At 74.0% G+C, this 17,289-nt stretch carries 17 protein-coding genes; 8 read left to right on the top strand and 9 right to left on the bottom strand.

All coding sequences use genetic code 11. The annotated features are described in order from the left end of the window. Positions 1 to 272: 272 nt before the first annotated feature. The gene (locus J7W19_RS28795) at positions 273 to 1,034 is read right to left on the bottom strand and encodes a cobalt-precorrin-6A reductase (RefSeq protein WP_004938325.1); all 762 of its coding nucleotides are present in this window, start codon (positions 1,032 to 1,034) and stop codon (positions 273 to 275) included. Positions 1,035 to 1,097: 63 nt separating this feature from the next. Between J7W19_RS28795 and J7W19_RS28790 the strand changes: the two genes are divergently transcribed. Together J7W19_RS28790 and J7W19_RS28785 are read left to right on the top strand one after the other, a co-directional pair. Continuing rightward, on the top strand, positions 1,098 to 2,270 hold the full coding sequence (locus J7W19_RS28790; protein WP_004938327.1) for a cobalt-precorrin-5B (C(1))-methyltransferase: 1,173 nt from the start codon (positions 1,098 to 1,100) through the stop codon (positions 2,268 to 2,270). Between the two features lie 205 nt (positions 2,271 to 2,475). Next, the gene (locus tag J7W19_RS28785; RefSeq protein ID WP_004938328.1) at positions 2,476 to 3,192 is read left to right on the top strand and encodes a hypothetical protein; all 717 of its coding nucleotides are present in this window, start codon (positions 2,476 to 2,478) and stop codon (positions 3,190 to 3,192) included. A 22-nt stretch (positions 3,193 to 3,214) separates the two neighbouring features. Here J7W19_RS28785 and J7W19_RS28780 read toward each other — a convergent pair whose 3' ends face one another. Continuing rightward, positions 3,215 to 4,036 (bottom strand): MerR family transcriptional regulator, encoded by an 822-nt coding sequence (locus J7W19_RS28780; RefSeq protein WP_004938331.1) that lies wholly within the window; start codon positions 4,034 to 4,036, stop codon positions 3,215 to 3,217. 149 nt (positions 4,037 to 4,185) lie between these two features. Here J7W19_RS28780 and J7W19_RS28775 point away from each other — a divergent pair, with 149 nt between their 5' ends. Next, positions 4,186 to 4,452 (top strand): dsRBD fold-containing protein, encoded by a 267-nt coding sequence (locus J7W19_RS28775; RefSeq protein ID WP_004938332.1) that lies wholly within the window; start codon positions 4,186 to 4,188, stop codon positions 4,450 to 4,452. A 9-nt stretch (positions 4,453 to 4,461) separates the two neighbouring features. Here J7W19_RS28775 and cobM read toward each other — a convergent pair whose 3' ends face one another. Together cobM and J7W19_RS28765 are read right to left on the bottom strand one after the other, a co-directional pair. Further along, positions 4,462 to 5,226: a precorrin-4 C(11)-methyltransferase gene (gene cobM / locus J7W19_RS28770; RefSeq protein ID WP_004938334.1), complete on the bottom strand. Its 765-nt coding sequence runs from the start codon at positions 5,224 to 5,226 to the stop codon at positions 4,462 to 4,464. A 55-nt stretch (positions 5,227 to 5,281) separates the two neighbouring features. After that, a complete protein-coding gene (locus tag J7W19_RS28765; RefSeq protein WP_004938337.1) occupies positions 5,282 to 6,661 on the bottom strand; it encodes a bifunctional cobalt-precorrin-7 (C(5))-methyltransferase/cobalt-precorrin-6B (C(15))-methyltransferase in 1,380 nt (459 codons plus the stop codon). A 245-nt stretch (positions 6,662 to 6,906) separates the two neighbouring features. Here J7W19_RS28765 and J7W19_RS28760 point away from each other — a divergent pair, with 245 nt between their 5' ends. The 3 genes from J7W19_RS28760 (at position 6,907) to J7W19_RS28750 (ending at position 9,717) form a co-directional block, all read left to right on the top strand. Further along, positions 6,907 to 8,109 (top strand): MFS transporter, encoded by a 1,203-nt coding sequence (locus tag J7W19_RS28760; protein ID WP_004938340.1) that lies wholly within the window; start codon positions 6,907 to 6,909, stop codon positions 8,107 to 8,109. 93 nt (positions 8,110 to 8,202) lie between these two features. Next, positions 8,203 to 9,258, top strand: coding sequence for a tRNA (adenosine(37)-N6)-threonylcarbamoyltransferase complex transferase subunit TsaD (gene tsaD / locus J7W19_RS28755; RefSeq protein WP_004938342.1), 1,056 nt, complete (start codon positions 8,203 to 8,205; stop codon positions 9,256 to 9,258). Between the two features lie 51 nt (positions 9,259 to 9,309). Further along, a complete protein-coding gene (locus tag J7W19_RS28750) occupies positions 9,310 to 9,717 on the top strand; it encodes a hypothetical protein (protein ID WP_004938343.1) in 408 nt (135 codons plus the stop codon). Positions 9,718 to 9,816: 99 nt separating this feature from the next. On the opposite strand, the gene J7W19_RS28745 is transcribed toward J7W19_RS28750, so the two are convergent. Then, positions 9,817 to 11,298 (bottom strand): SDR family NAD(P)-dependent oxidoreductase, encoded by a 1,482-nt coding sequence (locus tag J7W19_RS28745; RefSeq protein WP_004938345.1) that lies wholly within the window; start codon positions 11,296 to 11,298, stop codon positions 9,817 to 9,819. A gap of 323 nt (positions 11,299 to 11,621) precedes the next feature. Between J7W19_RS28745 and J7W19_RS28740 the strand changes: the two genes are divergently transcribed. Continuing rightward, a complete protein-coding gene (locus J7W19_RS28740; protein WP_040887449.1) occupies positions 11,622 to 11,861 on the top strand; it encodes a chaplin in 240 nt (79 codons plus the stop codon). Positions 11,862 to 12,251: 390 nt separating this feature from the next. On the opposite strand, the gene J7W19_RS28735 is transcribed toward J7W19_RS28740, so the two are convergent. Beyond that, positions 12,252 to 13,034: a sigma-70 family RNA polymerase sigma factor gene (locus J7W19_RS28735; RefSeq protein WP_004938352.1), complete on the bottom strand. Its 783-nt coding sequence runs from the start codon at positions 13,032 to 13,034 to the stop codon at positions 12,252 to 12,254. A 274-nt stretch (positions 13,035 to 13,308) separates the two neighbouring features. Between J7W19_RS28735 and J7W19_RS28730 the strand changes: the two genes are divergently transcribed. Next, positions 13,309 to 14,103 (top strand): prolyl oligopeptidase family serine peptidase, encoded by a 795-nt coding sequence (locus J7W19_RS28730; RefSeq protein WP_210455402.1) that lies wholly within the window; start codon positions 13,309 to 13,311, stop codon positions 14,101 to 14,103. Here the strand turns inward: J7W19_RS28730 and panD are convergent. The 3 genes from panD to J7W19_RS28715 all read right to left on the bottom strand — a co-directional run bounded on the left by panD (position 14,100) and on the right by J7W19_RS28715 (position 16,868). Continuing rightward, positions 14,100 to 14,519 (bottom strand): aspartate 1-decarboxylase, encoded by a 420-nt coding sequence (gene panD / locus J7W19_RS28725; RefSeq protein ID WP_004954456.1) that lies wholly within the window; start codon positions 14,517 to 14,519, stop codon positions 14,100 to 14,102. The genes J7W19_RS28730 and panD overlap by 4 nt on opposite strands. Before the next feature lie 148 nt (positions 14,520 to 14,667). Then, a complete protein-coding gene (locus J7W19_RS28720; RefSeq protein WP_004954459.1) occupies positions 14,668 to 15,873 on the bottom strand; it encodes a terpene synthase family protein in 1,206 nt (401 codons plus the stop codon). Further along, on the bottom strand, positions 15,870 to 16,868 hold the full coding sequence (locus J7W19_RS28715) for a terpene synthase family protein (RefSeq protein WP_004954462.1): 999 nt from the start codon (positions 16,866 to 16,868) through the stop codon (positions 15,870 to 15,872). Before J7W19_RS28715 ends, J7W19_RS28720 begins: the two co-directional genes overlap by 4 nt. Positions 16,869 to 17,289: the final 421 nt, after the last annotated feature.

Here is a 17,289-nt window from a genome sequence, read left to right as displayed (position 1 = left end):
GAACGCTACGGGCACAGCCTGCCGCACCCGGGCGGGGGCGCGGATGCGCAGTTGAACACGGGCGGGGGCGGCGGGGCGGGCACGCTCGGGGACGGCACAGCGACATCACACGTCACCGCGAACCCTCAACTCATCGGCAGCGTAGGCGCGTTGGGGGATCGAACCGCTCGCGCCCGCCCCTTCACGCCCTGCCGCGCCCCGGTCCACCGTCCGTTCGGAAACGGACGGGCACGCGCCGTCGGGGGCGTACGCGCGTCAGCCCCGTCCGCGCGTCAGACCGCCCCCGTCCCCCGCAGCCACGCCACCGCCTCCTCCGGCGCGGCGACCGTCGGCACGCCCGCGGGCAGCGGCGGGCGGCGGACGACGACGACGGGGATCCCGGCCTCGCGGGCGGCGGTCAGCTTCGCGGCCGTGGCCGCGGCGCCGCTGTCCTTCGTCACCAGGACGTCGACGCGGTGCCGGCGCAGCAGTTCGCGCTCCCCGTCGACCGTGAAGGGGCCCCGGGCCAGCAGGATCTCGGTCCGGGGCGGCATCGGCGGCGAGGGGGCGTCGACCGAGCGCACGAGGAACCACATATTCTCTAGGTGCGCGAAGGCGGCGAGTCCCATCCTGCCCGTGGTCAGGAAGACGCGGTTCCCCAGGCCGGGCAGCGCCTCCGCCGCTTCGGCCAGCGACCCGACCGGACGCCAGTCGTCCCCCGGTCCCGCCGTCCAGCCGGGGCGGCGGACGGCCAGCAACGGAACCTGAGCCTCCGCGGCGGCCCTCGCCGCGTTGGAACTGATCGTGTCGGCGAAAGGATGCGTGGCGTCGATGAGCGCGTCGACGTGCTGCTCGCGCAGCCACCGGGCCAGCCCCTCGGGGCCGCCGAAACCGCCGATCCGCACCTGCCCCGCGGGCAGCCGCGGCGCGGCGACGCGTCCGGCGAGCGAGCTGGTGACCCGCAGCGCGGGCTCGCCGGCCAGCGCGGCGGCGAGCCCGCGGGCCTCCGTCGTGCCGCCCAGGATCAGGATGTGGCGCTCGGCACCCACGCTCACCCGCCGCCTTTCCGCTCGTCCTTCCGTCCCCCCGGTGGGACGGAAAGGCCCAGCCTACGGCGGGTGGCCGGCGTGACCGACACCACGGCGGCGGCCGGGGCCCCCGGCGCGACGGCCAAGGGCGGCCGCGCCGCGCAGCTCGCGCACACGGGTCTGCGGCACGGCTGGACGACGGGCGCCTGCGCGACGGCCGCGACCACCGCCGCGTACACCGCCCTGCTCACCGGGGACTTCCCCGATCCGGTGACGATCACCCTGCCCAAGGGGCAGACGCCGGCCTTCGCCCTGGCGGCGGAGGAACTGGCCGCCGGGCACGCGATGGCGGCGATCGTCAAGGACGCGGGGGACGACCCGGACGTCACCCACGGCGCCCTGATCCGCGCCACCGTTCGGCTCCTGCCGCCCGGCTCGGGGGTCGTCTTCCGGGCGGGCCCGGGCGTCGGCACGGTCACCCGGCCGGGACTTCCGCTGCCGGTGGGCGAACCGGCGATCAACCCGGTGCCGCGCCGGCTGATGACCGAGCACGTGGCGGAGGTCGCGGCCCGGCACGGCGGGACGGGCGACGTGGAGATCGAGGTCTCGGTCGACCACGGCGAGGAGATCGCCCGCTCCACCTGGAACCCCCGGCTGGGCATCCTGGGCGGCCTGTCCATCCTCGGCACGACGGGCGTCGTCGTGCCCTACTCCTGCTCCGCCTGGATCGACAGCATCCGCCGCGGCGTCGACGTGGCCCGCGCGGCGGGGCGCCGGCACGTGGCCGGCTGTACGGGCTCGACGTCCGAGAAGGTCGCGGTGGCCGTGCACGGGCTGCCCGAGGACGCGCTGCTCGACATGGGCGACTTCGCGGGCGCGGTGCTCAAGTACATCCGCCGGCACCCGGTGGACCGGCTGACCATCGCGGGCGGCTTCGCCAAGCTCTCCAAACTGGCGGCCGGCCACCTGGACCTGCACTCGTCCCGCTCCCAGGTCGACAAGGGCTTCCTCGCCGAACTGGCCCGCCACGCCGGCGCGGACGAGGCCCTCGCGGCCGAGGTCGTCTCCGCCAACACCGGTCTGGACGCCCTCCAGCGCTGCGCCGCGCGCGGCGTCCCGCTCGGCGACCTGGTCGCGGCGACGGCCCGCGACGAGGCCCTGACCGTCCTGCGCGGCGCACCCGTCGCCGTCGACGTGCTGTGCGTCGACCGGGCGGGGACGATCGTGGGGCGGGCGGAGTCCAGGGGGCCGGGGCGGGGCTGAGCCCACCCGGCACGGGCCGGCGCGCGACGGCCCCGGGGCGCCTGTCCCCGTCGGCAGCCTGCGCGGATCGACCGGGCCGGAACGGTCGCCGGCCGCGCCCAGCTCAGAGAGCCGGGACGGGGGGTTACCTGGGCGTTTTCCGTAACCGTCGGGGCGGTAGGGTCTCCTGGGATCAGTGAGGCAACAGCAGGGGGGACAAAGGGACATGCGGCTTCGGCACTTCACCCGTGCGTGGGGACTGCCGCTCCTCGCCGGAGCGCTTCTGGCCACCTCCGCGTGCGGCGGAGACAAGGGGGACGGCAAGGAGACCCCGGAGGCCGTCCGCACCCAGGCGCCCGCCGGGGACGCGCACAGGAAGCGGCCGGGCGGCGCCGATGCCGACGTGAAGCCGCTGGACGCCGCCCGCCTGCGCCAGCGGCTGGTGACGCTCGCGGACCTGGGCCCGGGCTACACCGAGGTGCCGGACGACGGGAAGGACGAGGCGGACCTCGGAGCGACGGGCTGCGCCGCGATGGAGCGGCTCAGCGCCCGGCTGCCCTCCTTGAAGCTCGCCGCCGAGGTCAAGACGGGCTTCAGGTACGGCGGGACCGGGGACTCGGGGATGGCGGTCGAGCTGGACAGCGACTCCCCCGCTCGGATCTCCGCCGTCTACAAGGAGATCTACGACTCCTTCAACTCCTGCCCCTCCTTCTCCTTCACCGCAGGCACCACGCCGACCCGGGCCACCTCGGCCAGGCCCGAGCTCCCCGCGCTCGGTGACGAGCGGTTCGGCACTCTCCTGACCCTGGACGGCGCGAACGGGCCGACGGTCATCAAGTACGTCACCGTCCGCAAAGGCAGCGTCTCGGCGACGCTCATCGGCTCCCCCGCACTGGTCGACAAGCACATCGGCAAGGCCGTCGACAAAATGACGAGGAGCTGACCACCGACCCGTTCGGAATCAACTAGCCCTTCAGCAAGGGCTCCTGAAGCTCCGTCACCCACCCCGCCGGGTCCTCCGGGCACTCCAGGTAGAGCTCCCGCGCGTACCCCGCCGACCGGTGGCCGTTGGCGTCGATCCAGCGGGCGAGGGCCTGGGCCGTGGGGAGGACGTCGTCCATCGGGCCGCGGTGGACGACGGTGGCGGCGGTCTCGATGCCGGGGAGGTCGACGAGGCCGAAGCCCGCGGCCGTGACCCCCGGGCCGACCGGGAACGCCGCGTGGGCGAGGATGCCACCGGAGCCGCCGGGGTCGTCCTCGTAGTAGGCGATGGCCGGGCCCGCCGGGGTCACCCCGGCCTCGTCCAGCCGCCGGCACAGCTCGGCGAACAGCGGGCTGACGACCGGGCCGATCTCCTCGGGCGCGTAACCGGCCGCGACGGCGCTCAGCTCGGCCACCCGTACCGCCGGGACGCCCTTGACCACCACATCGTGGGTACTCATGATTCCCTCGCTCTCGATGCTCCGGAGCCTCGCCTCGACCTGCGTCAGCCGGGCCGCCGCCGCGGTGGCGGCGGCCTCCAGTTCGGCGCGGCGCAGCCGCAGCATGCCGCGCAGCTCCTCCGTCCCCACTTCCTCGTCCACGATCGCCCGCACCTGCCGGAGGGTGAACCCCAGCTCCTTGAGGGCGATGACGCGGTTGAGGCGGGCGAGTTGGCCCGCCTTGTAGTAGCGGTAGCCGGTGACGGCGTCGACGCGGGCGGGGCGCAGCAGCCCCGTCGCGTCGTAGTGGCGCAGCATGCGGACGGACACGCGTCCGTACCGGGCGAAATCTCCGATGATGAACATGACGCCCCTCAGGAAAGCGGCTGACACGGTGTGAGGGTCAACGGCGCGGCCGAGCGGGTGCGGCGCCGCGGGGCCCGCCGTAGCCTGGGTGGGACGAGGGCCCGTCGGTACGGCCGCCGGGCCGGGTGCGGAGTGCGGAGGTGAGGACGGTGCAGCACGTCGCGGGCTGGCATGTGGAAGTCGAGTTCGACGAGGACGAACGGCACGTCCGCGCCGCCGCCCTGCTGCGGCTGCGGGACGGCACCGAGGTGCGGGCGCGCGGCAAGGCGGCCCGGCACCCGGACGACCCGGGCGAGGCCCGGGTGGGCGAGGAGCTGGCGGGCGCCCGCGCGCTCGTGGACCTCGCCGAGCAGCTCGCGGCCAAGGGCGGCCACGAGGCGGCCGACCTGCGGGCGGAGACCGCCACGGCGGGCTAGGGCACGGGCTCAGAACATCGAGCGTCCCGCAGCGTCACGGCAGCGCTCCGTCGAGTACAGATGGCTGTCGGGGAACTGCTCGGCCCCGAGCGTCCGCCCGACGAGGATGACCGCCGTGCGGACCACGCCCGCGGTCCTGACCTGGTCGGCGATGCCGGCGAGCGGGCCGCGCAGCACGATCTCGTCGGGCCGGCTGGCCATGGCGACGACGGCGGCGGGGCAGTCCGGGCCGTAGTGCGGCAGCAGTTCGGCGACGACGCGGTCCGCGTGGCGGGCGGCGAGGTGCAGCACGAGGAGCGCGCCGCTGCGGCCGAGGGTGGCCAGGTCCTCGCCGGGCGGCATGGGCGTGGCCCGCTCGGCGACCCGGGTGAGGACGACGGTCTGGCCGACGGTCGGGACGGTCAGTTCGCGGCCCAGGGAGGCCGCGGCGGCGGCGAAGGCGGGGACCCCGGGCACGATCTCGTACGGGATGCCGTGCGCGTCCAGCCGGCGCATCTGCTCGGCGACGGCGCTGAAGACGGACGGGTCGCCGGAGTGCAGTCGGGCGACGTCCTGACCGGCCTCGTGGGCGCGGACGAACTCGGCGGTGATCTCGTCCAGGTCCAGCTTGGCGGTGTCGACGAGGCGGGCCCCGGGCGGGCAGTCGGCGAGGAGCTCGCGGGGGACGAGGCTCCCGGCGTAGAGGCAGACGCCGCAGCGGGCGAGGGTGCGGGCGCCGCGCACCGTGATGAGGTCGGCGGCGCCGGGTCCGGCACCGATGAAGTAGACGGTCATGGGGGTGGGCTCCTTCTACGACTTCACGGCTTCACGGCTTCACGACGGCTGCGGCTCACGGCTCACGACTCGCGGCTTCCACGGCTTCTGCGGCTTCTGCGGCTTCTTTCGATGCCCGGGCCGGCTGCTGGGCGGGTACGGCCGCGGACCGGCCGGACGCCTCCCCGCCCCCGCCCTTGCCCTTGACGACCGACCACTGCGTCACCGGCATCGCCTGCCGCCACCCGGTGAAGCCACCGACGGGCACGGCGTGCGCCACGGCCAGCCGGACCAGCTCCCCGCCGTGCCGCCGGTAGCGGTCGGCGAGCAGCGCCTCGGACTCCAGGGTGACGGTGTTGGCGACCAGCCGCCCGCCCTCGGGCAGCGCCGCCCAGCAGGCGTCGAGCAGGCCGGGGGCGGTGAGCCCGCCGCCGATGAACACGGCGTCGGGGACGGGCAGTCCGTCGAGCGCGGCGGGCGCGGCGCCGGTGACGACGCGCAGACCGGGGACGCCCAGGGCGGCGGCGTTGCGGGCGATCCGGCCGGCCCGGACGGGGTCGCGTTCGACGGTGACCGCCCGGCAGGAGCGGTGGGCGCGCATCCACTCGATGCCGATGGAGCCGGAGCCCCCGCCGATGTCCCAGAGCAGTTCGCCGGGGGCGGGCCCGAGGGCGGCGAGGGTCGCCGCGCGGACATGACGCTTCGTCAACTGCCCGTCGTGGTCGTACGCTTCGTCCGGCAGACCGGGGACGAGCGGCAGCCGGAGGGCGTCGGGCGCGGGGCGGCAGACGACGGCGACGACGTTCAGCGGGTCGCCGGCCGGGTGCTCCCACGCGTCGGCCGTGCCCTCGCGGCGGGCCTCGCGGTCGCCGCCGAGCTGTTCCAGGACCGTCATCGCGCTCGGCCCGAAACCGCGCTCGCGCAGCAGCGCGGCGACCTCGGCCGGGGTGCCGGCGCCGGCGCTGAGCAGCAGCAGCCGGCGGCCGGGCTGGAGGGCGGCGGCGAGCGCGTCGAGCGGCCGGCCGACGAGGCTGACCACCTCGGTGCCGTCCAGCGGCCAGCCCAGCCGGGCGCAGGCGTACGAAGCGGAGGACGGGTGCGGCATCACCCGCAGCAGCTCGGGTCCCAGCTCGTCGGCGAGGGTCCGGCCGATGCCGAAGAACATGGGGTCGCCGCTGGCCAGGACGGCCAACCGGCGCCCGGCGTGCTCCGCGAGCAGCCGCGGCACGGCGGGCCGCAGCGGCGACGGCCAGGCCACCCGCTCCCCCGGGCACTCCTCCGGCACCAGCCCGAGCTGCCGCGCCCCGCCCACGATCACCTCGGCGGCCCGCAACTCCTCCCGGGCCCCGGGCGCGAGCCCTTCCCAGCCGTCGGCACCGATCCCCACGACGGTGACGGGGGTACGGGGCTCGGCGGCCCCTGAGGGCACGGACGGCACGGCGGACGCGGCGGGCACGGACGGACACCTCGGGCGGTCGATGGACGGGCGGTACCGGAACTCTACTGACCTGCGAGGACTCCGGTACACCCGGCATCGGGGCAAGACCGCCCGCCCCGCCCCGCGGTCGGCCGGGCGGTTCGCGGATCCGCGACATCACCGTACGCCGGCGACGTCCGCGTCGCGGATCCGCCGGCCCCTCCCCCACGCGGGCTGCTGGAGTGATCACCGACCCCAATCCCGCCGTACAGAACGGAACTTCCATGCCCGTCCTCCCTTCCGCACCGCCCGGCGGCCCGACCGAGGCCGCCCGGCCACCGGCGGCCGGTTGGCCCGCCGTCGTCGCCGTGACGCTGGGCCTCTTCGCGATCGTCACCACCGAGATCCTGCCGATCGGCCTGCTGACCTCGATCGGCGCGGACTTCACCGTCTCGGACGGGGCGGCCGGACTGGCGATGGCCGTACCGGGGCTGCTGGCGGCGGTCTCCGCGCCGATGGTCACCGTGGCCACGGCGGGCGCCGACCGCCGACTGGTGCTCCACGCCCTCGCCCTCCTGCTGACGGTGGCGAACGTGGTCGCCGCCGTGGCGCCCGGGCTGCCGCTGCTCCTCGTCTCGCGGATGCTGGTCGGGGTGACGATCGGCGGCTTCTGGTCGGTCGGATCCGGGCTGGCCGAGCGGCTGGTGCCACCGCAGGCGGCCGGCCGGGCCACCGCGGTGATCTTCTCGGCGGTTCCGCTCGGGTCCGTCCTGGGGGTGCCGGCCGGCACCCTGGTCGGGGACCTCGCCGGGTGGCGGACGGCCTTCGCCGCCCTGGCCGTCCTGGCGGCCGGCGTCCTGGCCGCGCTGCTCGCGACCGTCCCGCCGCTCCCTCCGCTCCTGGCGACCCGCCCGGCGGTCCTCGGGGAGGTGCTGCGGCGCCCCGGCACCCGCGCGGCGGCGTTCCTGACGTTCCTCGTCGTCCTCGCCCACTTCGGGACGTACACCTATGTGACCCCGTTCCTGGAGCGGGTGACCGGCCTGGACGATGGGGCCGTCACCGCTTTCCTGCTCGCGTACGGCGCCGCGGGCGTCCTCGGCACCTTCCTCGGCGGCCCCCGGGCGGCGCGGCACCCGCGGTACGTCTTCGGGGCGGCGGCCGGCCTGCTCGCGGCGGCGACGCTGCTGCTGCCGGTGCTGGGCGGCGGCCCGGCCGGGGCCCTGGTCCTGCTGGCCGCGTGGGGCGTGGCGTACGGCGCGGTGCCGGCGGCCTCGCAGGCGCTGTTCGTCCGGGCGGCGCCGGACGCCCCGGAGGCGGCGTCGGTCCTGTTCACGGCGGCGTTCCAGGCGACGTTCTCGCTGGGGGCGTTCGCCGGGGGCGGGGTGCTGGACCGCACGTCCCCGTCCACGCTGATGGCGCTCGGCGGCTGCGTCGCGGCCGTCGCGGCGCTGACGGCCCTGGTGGCGGCGCGCCGGCGCCCCGGGTGACCGCCCCGGCACCGCGACGACGGGACCTACTTATTGCGTACGATGTGCAACTACATGACTTCGGCAGGAGGATTCGGCGTGGGACGTTCACCGGTGGTGCTGGGCATCGAATCGTCCTGCGACGAGACCGGCGCCGGCCTCGTCCGGGACGGGAGGCTGCTGGGGCACGCGGTGGCGTCCAGCATGGACGAGCACGCCCGGTACGGAGGCGTGGTCCCCGAGATCGCGGCCCGCGCCCACGTGCACTCCGCCACGCCCGTGGTCCGGCAGGCGCTGGCCGACGCCGGGCTGACGATGGCGGACGTCGGGGCGGTCGCGGTGACCACCGGACCCGGGCTGTCCGGGGCGCTGCAGGTCGGCGTGGCCGCGGCGAAGGGGCTGGCCTATTCGCTGGGCGTCCCGCTGTACGGGGTGCACCACCTGGCCGGGCACGTCGCGGCCGACACCCTGGAGCACGGGCCGCTGCCGGACCCGTGCGTGGTGCTGATCGTCTCCGGCGGGCACACGTCGCTGCTGCTGGTCCGGGACCTGGCCCGGGACCCGATCGTCCACCTGGGCGACACCCTCGACGACGCGGCCGGCGAGTGCTTCGACAAGGTCGCGCGCGTCTTCGGACTGCCCTACCCGGGCGGCCCCGCCGTGGACCGGGCGGCCCGGGACGGCGACCCGGGCGCCGTCGCCTTCCCCCGCCCGATGACCGGGCCCCGCGACGACCCGTGGACGTTCTCGTTCTCCGGCCTGAAGACCGCCGCCGCCCGCTGGGCCGAGCGGCACCGCGCGGCCGGCCGGCCGCTGCCGGTCGCGGACGGCGCCGCCTCCCTCCAGGAGGCCATCGCCGACGTCCTCACCCGCAAGGCCGTCGCCGCGTGCGTCGAACACGGCGTGGGCACGCTGGTGGTGGTCGGCGGCGTGGCCGCCAACTCCCGGGTGCGCGCCCTGGCCGAGGAGCGCTGCGCCGCGGCCGGTGTGGAGCTGCGCGTCCCGCCGCTGCGGCTGTGCACCGACAACGGCGCGATGATCGCGGCCGTCGGCGACCTGCTGGTCCGCGCGGGCGCCGAGCCCGCCCCGCTGGACGTGTCCATCGACCCGTCGGCGCCCCTGGAGTACGCCGCCCTGCACCCCGTCGCCCGGACCGTCCGCGCGGCCTGACCCCCGCCCCGCCGGAGTGCCGGACGGCGGACTCCGGGGAAGACTGGCGGCATGCGGACCGGACTGCTGCGCGCGATCGGCGCGACCACCGCCGTCTACGGCCTGGCGGTGACCCGCCGCCCACGGCTGCTCGGCGCCCCCTCGGGCCTCCCGGACACACCCGCCGTCCGCGTCTCGCTGGCCCCGCTGGCCTGGCGCGACGCCGCCTGCGGGCTGGCGATGCTCCTCGCGCCGGAGGGCGCGGCCCTGCGCACGGCGACGCTGCTGCGGATCGCCGCGGACTTCGGCGACGCGGTGCTCCTGGGGCGCTCCCTGCCGGGCCCGGCGCGTCGGGCCGGCGCGGTGGCGGTATCGGTGGGCTGGGGAGCGCTGTCGTGCGCGGCGCTGTGGGGCGGGGCCGCCGGTGCGGGACGAACGGGTCGTCGGGTCCTCGCGTCCGCTGCCCCGCCGGCCGGCTGACGATCCACCCCCGGGACGGCCGCCGGGGCACCCCGCGCACACGGACGGGCCGGGCGCTCCCGCGCACCGGCCCGTCCGTCCGCCCCTACCGCACTCCGCTTACCAGTCGGCGCGCCGGTAGTCCTTGAGGAAGCACCCGTACAGGTCCTCCCCCTCCTCGCCGCGCACGATCGGGTCGTAGACGCGGGCGGCGCCGTCGATGAGGTCGAGGGGGGCGTGGAAGCCCGCCTCGGCCAGCCGCACCTTGTCGGGGTGCGGGCGCTCGTCCGTGATCCAGCCCGTGTCGACGCTGGTCATCAGGATGCCGTCGGTCTCCAGCATCTCCTCGGCGCTGGTGCGGGTGAGCATGTTGAGCGCGGCCTTGGCCATGTTGGTGTGGGGGTGGCCGGCGCCCTTGTAGCCGCGGCTGAAGACGCCCTCCATGGCGGAGACGTTGACGACGTACTTCCGGCGGGCCGCGGCGGCGGCCATCGCCGGGCGCAGCCGGCTGATGAGGATGAACGGCGCGGTCGAGTTGCAGAGCTGGACCTCCAGCAGCTCGACCGGGTCGACCTCGGAGACGGTCTGGATCCAGCTGTTGGTGGCGGCCAGGTCCGGAACCAGGCCGCCGGCGTCGATCGCCGTACCGGCCTCGATCCGGGCGAGCGAGGCGGAGCCGGAGACGAGCGCCAGGTCGGTGACGTCCTGGGCGGTCAGGCCCTCGCCGTTCCCGGTGGGCAGCGCGGCGACGGCGTCCACGGCGCCGCTGCCGAACGCGCCGATCACCTCGGCCGCCGGCAGCGCGCCCGCGGGGAGCGGCGCCGACTCGGCGGCGACCAGCTCGCTGTAGGCGCGCGGCGACCGGCGGACGGTCTGGGCCGCGTTGTTGATCAGGATGTCGAGCGGGCCCTCGGCGGCCACGCTGTCGGCGAGCGCCACGACCTGCGCGGGGTCGCGGAGGTCGATGCCGACGACCTTCAGCCGGTGGATCCACTCGTCGCTGTCCGGCATCGCCTTGAAGCGGCGGATGGCGTCGTTCGGGAACCGGGTGGTGATGGTGGTGTGCGCGCCGTCGCGCAGCAGCCGCAGCGCGATGTACATGCCGATCTTGGCGCGTCCGCCGGTGAGCAGCGCCCGGCGGCCGGTGAGGTCGGTCCGGGCGTCGCGGCGGGCGCGGTTCTCGGCCGCGCAGGGGCGGCAGAGCTGGTGGTAGAACGCGTCGACCTCGACGTAGCGGGTCTTGCAGATGTAGCAGGAGCGGGGGCGCTCCAGGATGCCCGCTATCTCGCCGAGGGTGGTGGAGCTGGGCAGGATGCCCTGCGTCTCGTCGTCGATGCGGTCGGCGGAGCCGGTGGCCGTGGCCTCGGTGACCTGGCGGTCGTGGGCGGTCTTGGCGGCCCGGCGCTCCTGGCGGCGGCGCTGCTTGACCGTGCGGTAGATGCCCGAGGTGGCCCGGCGGACGGTGATCGCGTCCGGGTGGTCGATCGGCAGCTCGTCGAGCTCCTTGAGCACGTCCAGGCAGATCGCCAGGCGCTCGGGGGCGATGCCCGCCCCTTCGGCGGTGCCCCGGGCGTCGCCGCGGCTCTCTTCTGTGACCGTCATAGCCGCTGTTGTTTCCAGTCCATACGTTCGATTGAGGCTTCCGGGAAACTGTACGGAAGCCCGCCTCCATTACCAAACCCGCCCCGGCGAGCGCAAGGCGCCTGCACGCCGGACCCATACGCCGGAGGGCATGCACGAAGGCGGGCCGTCCGCGACGACCCGCCATGCTCCCACGTATCGGGCGCCCCCTCAATTCCCGTGCATCACATCTGACTTATTGCCCTCAATGGGTTAATTGATGCTTCAGCAGGCCATTTTGGTGCATCCCCACCGGAAACCCCGGTCACAATTGACGCTCAACACCCCTTAGAAAGGCTTCAGCCATGTCGCGTATCGCCAAGGCAGTCCTCATGACCGCCGCCGCCGGCGCCGTCGCCGCCGGCGCCTCGGGCGTCGCAGTAGCCGACTCCAACGCCAATGGAGCGGCCGTGGGTTCCCCCGGCGTGATCTCCGGCAACACCATCCAGGTGCCGATCCACGTGCCGATCAACCTGTGCGGGAACTCGATCGACATCATCGCCCTGCTGAACCCCACCTTCGGCAACACCTGCGTCGCCGACTGATTCACCCCCGGACTGCGGTACACCGGACCGCACACCGCGCGGGGGCGGGTCACAGTCAGCCGCCGGAACCCTCCCCCGCGCACTCGTGGCGCCCATCACCCTCGTGATGGGCGCCACGCTCGTTCCGGCTCCGTTCCGGCTCGGCGGGCCGGGACGGCCCGGACCCGGCGCTCCCCCCGTCGTCCCCCGCGTCGCCCCGCTCCCCACGTCGCCGGGCCGTGCCGGACGGGCGCGGCCCCGGCGCACCGGGCAGGTCCGGCACCTCCACGACGGGCGGCAGGTCGGGGGTCAGGTGCGTGTGCTGTGACGTCATGGTCGTGAACCTCGTTCGGTGCCGTTGCGTGCTGTGCATGCCGTTCGATGATGTACGTGTGCCCCGGAGCCCCCGGATCAGACGGGCGCCAGCAGCTGCCGCCGCAGGTGGGCGCAGGTGCGGCTGAGGATCCGCGAGATCTGCATCTGCGACACCCCCAGCCGGGCGCCGATCTGCTGCTGGGTGAGATTGCCGAAGAAGTGCCAGTACAGGACCGACTTCTCGCGTTCGGGGAGGGCGTCGAGCAGCGGCCTGAGCGACTGCCGGTCGATGACCAGGTCCAGCGCGCGGTCCACCCGGCCCAGGGTGTCGGCCAGCGGCAGTTCGCCCGCGCCGTCGATGGGGTGGTCCAGGGAGAGCGTGTGGTGCACCCCGTCCGCGTCGATGCCCCGCCGGACCTCCGCCTCGGTGAGTCCGGCCTCTTCGGCCAGGGCGGCCTCGGTGACGCGCGTTCCGGCGCCCTTCTGCTCCAGCCGCGACCGCGCGGCGCGGACCGCGGCCCGCAGCTCCTGGTCACGCCGGGGGATGTGCAGCGACCACACGTGGTCGCGCACGTGCCGCTTCAGCTCGCCGTTGATGGTGGGGACGGCGAACGACTCGAAGGCGAAGCCGCGGTCCGGATCGAACCGGTCGACGGCCCGGACCAGCGCCAGCGCCGCCACCTGCCGGAGATCGGCCGGGCTCTCGCCACTGGACCGGTAGCGCAGGCTGATGCGCTCGGCCATGGGGAGCCAGGCGGCGATCAGCTCCTGCCGCAGCCGGGTCCGCTCGGGCCCGTCGGGCAGTGCCGCGAGCCGTGCGAACAGCCCGGCCGTCGCGGGGCTCTGGCGCGTACGCCGTCGGAGAGCTGTCTCAGTCATGGTCACCGCCCTCGCTCGTACGCCACGGAGTGCTGCCGGCCGTTTCAGCATGACCCGGGCCTCCCGGATGCGCGACTCGGCGCAGCCACCCGGTCACGGACAGCGAGGCGGTGGTGGCGTGGCGATGCCGGCCGTACGGCCGCGGGGTCTGGGGCGCGGGGCGGGGGCGGCGTCATGGGCGCCCCGGGGCCGTCCCCACGGGCGAAACCGGCTGGTAACGTCCGCGGAAGCCCCAGGAGTCACGCCATCCGCACCCTTCCCCGGAAAGGCCGCCATGCCCTCGCTCCCCGCCCCGCAGCTCCACCTCGCCCGGACGCGGCAGGGCAAGGACGTCGACGTCCACCGCCCCGAAGGGCCGGACGCCGGGCTGCCGGTGGTGCTGCTCTGGCACGGCACGAGCCCGGACGACCGGGGCGTGCTCGCCCCTCTCGCGCGGGAGGTCGCCGCGCGGGGCGTGGTCGTGGCCGTACCGGACTGGCGGGCCGACGCGCCCGACGCCGGACGGGCGGCGCTGCTCGGCTCGCTGGCGTGGTGCCGGGCGAACGCGGCGGCATACGGCGGCGATCCGGACCGGATCGTGCTGGCCGGTTGGTCCGCGGGGGCCTCGGCCGCCCTCGGCGTCGCGCTCCGCCCCGACGTCGCCGACGGCTGGCGCCCGGCGGCCGTTGTGGGCCTCGCGTCGCGCTACGACCTGCCGGCGCGGACGACGGGGACGCCGCCGCTGACGGACCTGACCGACTCGATGGAACCGGTCGATCCGATAGACCCGATCGATTCCGCCGCCGGGCGGCCGGTCGCGCCGGTGCCCGTCCTGCTGGTGCACGGGACCGAGGACACCCTGATGGGACCGGAGCACTCCCGCGCGGCTCTGGCCGCGCTCACCGCCCGCGGCTGGCCGGCCCGGCTGGACGAGCCGGCGGCGGACCACGCGGGCGTGATCATGGCCGAATTCGACCCGGCGACCGGCCGCTGCCGCCCGTCGGACGACGAACGGGTGCGCGCCCAGGGCCGGTTGTCCGTCCGGGCCCTGACGGAGGCGGCCGGCGCCCCGACCCCGGGTACTCGCTAGACGCCCGCGACCCGGTCCCCGCGCACCAGCCCCGCCCCCTCCGGCACCGCCGCCGGGTCGGCCCCCAGGTCCACCACGGCGTTCCGCTCGTCGACGAAGACCACCCGCGGCTCGAACGCCCTGGCCTCGGCGTCCTCCATCACCCCGTAGGCGATGAGGATCACCAGATCCCCAGGGCTGACCAGCCGGGCCGCCGCACCGTTGATCCCGATCACACCCGACCCACGCGGCCCTTCGATCACATAGGTGGACAACCGTGCGCCGTTGTCGATATCGACGATGTCCACCTTCTCCCCGGGCAGCAGATCGGCGGCGTCCATCAGATCGGCGTCCACGGTCACGGATCCCACATAGTGCAGGTCGGCCTGGGTGACGGTGGCGCGATGGATCTTGGACTTCATCATGGTGCGGTACATGGAGATACTCCCGTGAGTAGGCTCCCTGCCTGCGTTTTTGCAGGTCAAGGGCTGTTTCCCCACTTTACAACGAGTCGCGTGCCCGAGCAGTGCCCCCAAGGTCTCGCAGGACGCAGGCTGACCACTTGCCGACCTTCCTGACGCATCGTCAGCCTTGCCCCTGCCACGGGGTGCCGTTGTCGTCGACGTAGCGCTGGGTGTTGTCGATCACTTCGGCGGGGCGCCGCTCTTCCCAGCCGGGTCCGTGAATGCGCGGTGGCCGGTAGGGGGTGCCGTCGGGGTTGACGTACGACGTCTTCGTCTTGATCTCGATCTCTTCGCGGCCGTACTGAGCGGTGACGAATCCGCCGCGGTCGTACCGGAACTGCCGGCCGATCTCGTCGTACCAGTTCTGCAGCCCGACGACCTGGATTCCCAGGTGCCGCACGTAGTTCGACGCGGCCGCTTGGTGGGGTCCGAAGTCGGGAAGGCACTGCTGGAGGGACCACATCTCCTCCACATCCCGGTCGTGCATGGCCACCACTTCGTCCACAGCCCGCTGGAGGCTCACCTGGCGGTGGTGGCGGATGGTCAGGATCTGGTTGACCACCTCGTTCTGCCCAAGGGCGAGTTCCTTGTACAGGGAGCTGATGTCGTTCTGGAGGTAGATGACGCACGCCTGAAGGTCCCTGAGCCGCTGGATGACCGGGTGGTGGAAGACGTCGGCGGGCAGCAGCAGGCCGGTCACCGGTTCGAGTTGGTCGGCGAAGGGCCGCATGCCGATGGAGTGCATACGGATCATGCGGCAGCGGTAGATCGACGGGTAGACGCCCTGCCTGCGAAACGCGATCTCCTCCATCAGCCCGTAATGGATGTACTGCCAGTAGCTGAGCGCCATCCGCTCGATCCAGGACTGCGGCGCGTACCGGCGGAACTCCTCCCGGGCGGCGGCCATCTGCCGCAGCAGGCCCAGTTCGTCAGGCCCTGGATCGTCCCGCCCGGTCATGACCTGGTAGATGCGGTCGCGCAGCGGGGCGATCTCCTCTGCCGGGGTGAGGTCGAAGAAGTCGTCCATCAGCGTGATGTAGTTCATCCACCGGGCGGCCGGACGCAACCGGTCGATGTCGTCGGTGGTCGGGAACATGTACGGGGTGACCCGGGAGAGCAACTGCTTGCGGTAGCGTTCCCGGTCGGCCGGGTCGGGGAACATGTCCGCGTAGTCTTCGTCGTACCAGCGGAAGGTCTCCTCATCGAGGGCATCGGCCAGCGGGCTGTCGATGGTCGGCCACGGGTAGGTGAGGCGGGGAATGACGAGTTCCTCGCCGGTGTCGGACTGGCCGGGAGCGGTCGGGTCCTGGCTGTCGGCGTCGGTCACGTCAGGTCCTCTTCCTTTCCCGCGGTGGCGCGGAGGGCGTCCTGGTCGGGGTAGTACTCGGGGTCATAGCGGTGGACGTGCCGGTCGACGCCTCGCCAGCCGGAGATCACGAAGCTGAAGTGGTGGACGTGCTGGGCGACCGCGTCCGTCCAGCTGCCGAAGTCCGGGAGGGAGCGCTGAAGGCGCACGAACTCGTCCAGTTCGCGGTCGTGGAGGGCGAACATCTCCTCGCGGGCCTGGTCGACGCGGATGCGCTGGTGGTGGGCCAGGACGTTGATGAGGTTCACGTTGCCCATGCCGGTGCGCATGTCCTTGTCGTAGGACTGGAACTCGTTGAACCAGCCGGTGATCCGTACGGTGAGCGATTTCAGCCGCCGGATGACGGGGTGGTCATGGATCTCCTCCGGCAGGACGGTTCCGGTCTCGATCTCCTTCAGGGCCAGGAACGGGTGGATCATCAATGCCTTCTCCCGCATCGCCATGTACTCGTCGATGCCCGGGACGGTGCCGGCCGCGAGGTGCCTGGTCTCGGCTTCCAGGCCCTGGAAGTACAGATCGAGGTCGTCGGCCCACCGCGCTACCGAGGTGGGCGGGATGAAGGAGAGGGCATCGGTGCGGATCTGCGCGACCGCCCGGGCGAGCGGCACCCCCGCCTCCCGTGGGGTGATCTCGCCCCGGGCGACGGCCACCGTCCGCTGCCGCAGGTGCCGGACCAGGTCGGGGGTGGCGCGCTCGTACACGTCGTCCTGATAGAGGGAGAACAGCATCATCCGGCCCAGCGGGATCAACCGTTCCCAAGTCGCCGACGGGAAGAAGAACGCCGTCATGTAGGCGGTCTTGACCTTTTTGAATCCTTCCGCGATCTCGGGCGGCACGATGCCGGCCCACTCCCCATCGATCCACGCCCGGTCGGTGTGCTCCTGCAACGCCTCGGCGTAGGGGTTCATCAGGCTGGGAAAGGGATAACGCAGCCTGGCCATCTCGCTCGGGTCCATTGGTGCCGTCCTCACCTCGCTGCCTCGTCGTGACGGCATGGGCTCTGAGCCGTTGTGGCGCGGTCGAAGAACGCTGTGCCTGTCGCGCTGCCTGTTATCCGGGCGGGAAGCGTAGCGGTCCGCTAGTCCGCCCTGGGCGCGGTGCCCCGCCTTCTCCGCACACCGGCCCTTCGAATCATTCCCATCGCATCCAGTGGTCGGAAGTTCGAGCCTTCATCTCGGACCTGCCCGCCCCGCCTCGGCGTAAAAAGACGACTCGCCTCCTCCTGAAGCACGAGGAGCGCTCAGCATGCGAGTCGTGAGCCGCACGGCCCCCGATCTTCGCGGAGCGCCCCGCGCCTGAGCCATCTGCGCGCCCCCGGAACCGTCCTCACGGTCGGGTCACGAATACCCCCCGGCCGGCGTCCCGTCCCGATGCCGT

The organism is Streptomyces mobaraensis NBRC 13819 = DSM 40847 (assembly GCF_017916255.1).
In the GTDB taxonomy this organism is placed as follows: Bacteria; Actinomycetota; Actinomycetes; order Streptomycetales; family Streptomycetaceae; genus Streptomyces; species Streptomyces mobaraensis.
The sequence above is the reverse complement of the archived record's forward strand: the minus strand, read 5'-3'. Positions and strand labels throughout refer to the sequence as shown.

What these genes read in the sequence shown, in the direction of transcription:
- J7W19_RS28785 (WP_004938328.1), top strand. Translation starts at nt 2,476, where the DNA reads ATGCGGCTTCGGCACTTCACCCGTGCGTGGGGACTGCCGCTCCTCGCC.
- J7W19_RS28745 (WP_004938345.1), bottom strand. Translation starts at nt 11,298, where the DNA reads ATGACGGTCACAGAAGAGAGCCGCGGCGACGCCCGGGGCACCGCCGAA.
- J7W19_RS28730 (WP_210455402.1), top strand. Translation starts at nt 13,309, where the DNA reads ATGCCCTCGCTCCCCGCCCCGCAGCTCCACCTCGCCCGGACGCGGCAG.
- cobM (WP_004938334.1), bottom strand. Translation starts at nt 5,226, where the DNA reads ATGACCGTCTACTTCATCGGTGCCGGACCCGGCGCCGCCGACCTCATC.
- J7W19_RS28740 (WP_040887449.1), top strand. Translation starts at nt 11,622, where the DNA reads ATGTCGCGTATCGCCAAGGCAGTCCTCATGACCGCCGCCGCCGGCGCC.
- panD (WP_004954456.1), bottom strand. Translation starts at nt 14,519, where the DNA reads ATGTACCGCACCATGATGAAGTCCAAGATCCATCGCGCCACCGTCACC.
- J7W19_RS28715 (WP_004954462.1), bottom strand. Translation starts at nt 16,868, where the DNA reads ATGGACCCGAGCGAGATGGCCAGGCTGCGTTATCCCTTTCCCAGCCTG.
- J7W19_RS28735 (WP_004938352.1), bottom strand. Translation starts at nt 13,034, where the DNA reads ATGACTGAGACAGCTCTCCGACGGCGTACGCGCCAGAGCCCCGCGACG.
- J7W19_RS28780 (WP_004938331.1), bottom strand. Translation starts at nt 4,036, where the DNA reads ATGTTCATCATCGGAGATTTCGCCCGGTACGGACGCGTGTCCGTCCGC.
- J7W19_RS28760 (WP_004938340.1), top strand. Translation starts at nt 6,907, where the DNA reads ATGCCCGTCCTCCCTTCCGCACCGCCCGGCGGCCCGACCGAGGCCGCC.
- J7W19_RS28750 (WP_004938343.1), top strand. Translation starts at nt 9,310, where the DNA reads ATGCGGACCGGACTGCTGCGCGCGATCGGCGCGACCACCGCCGTCTAC.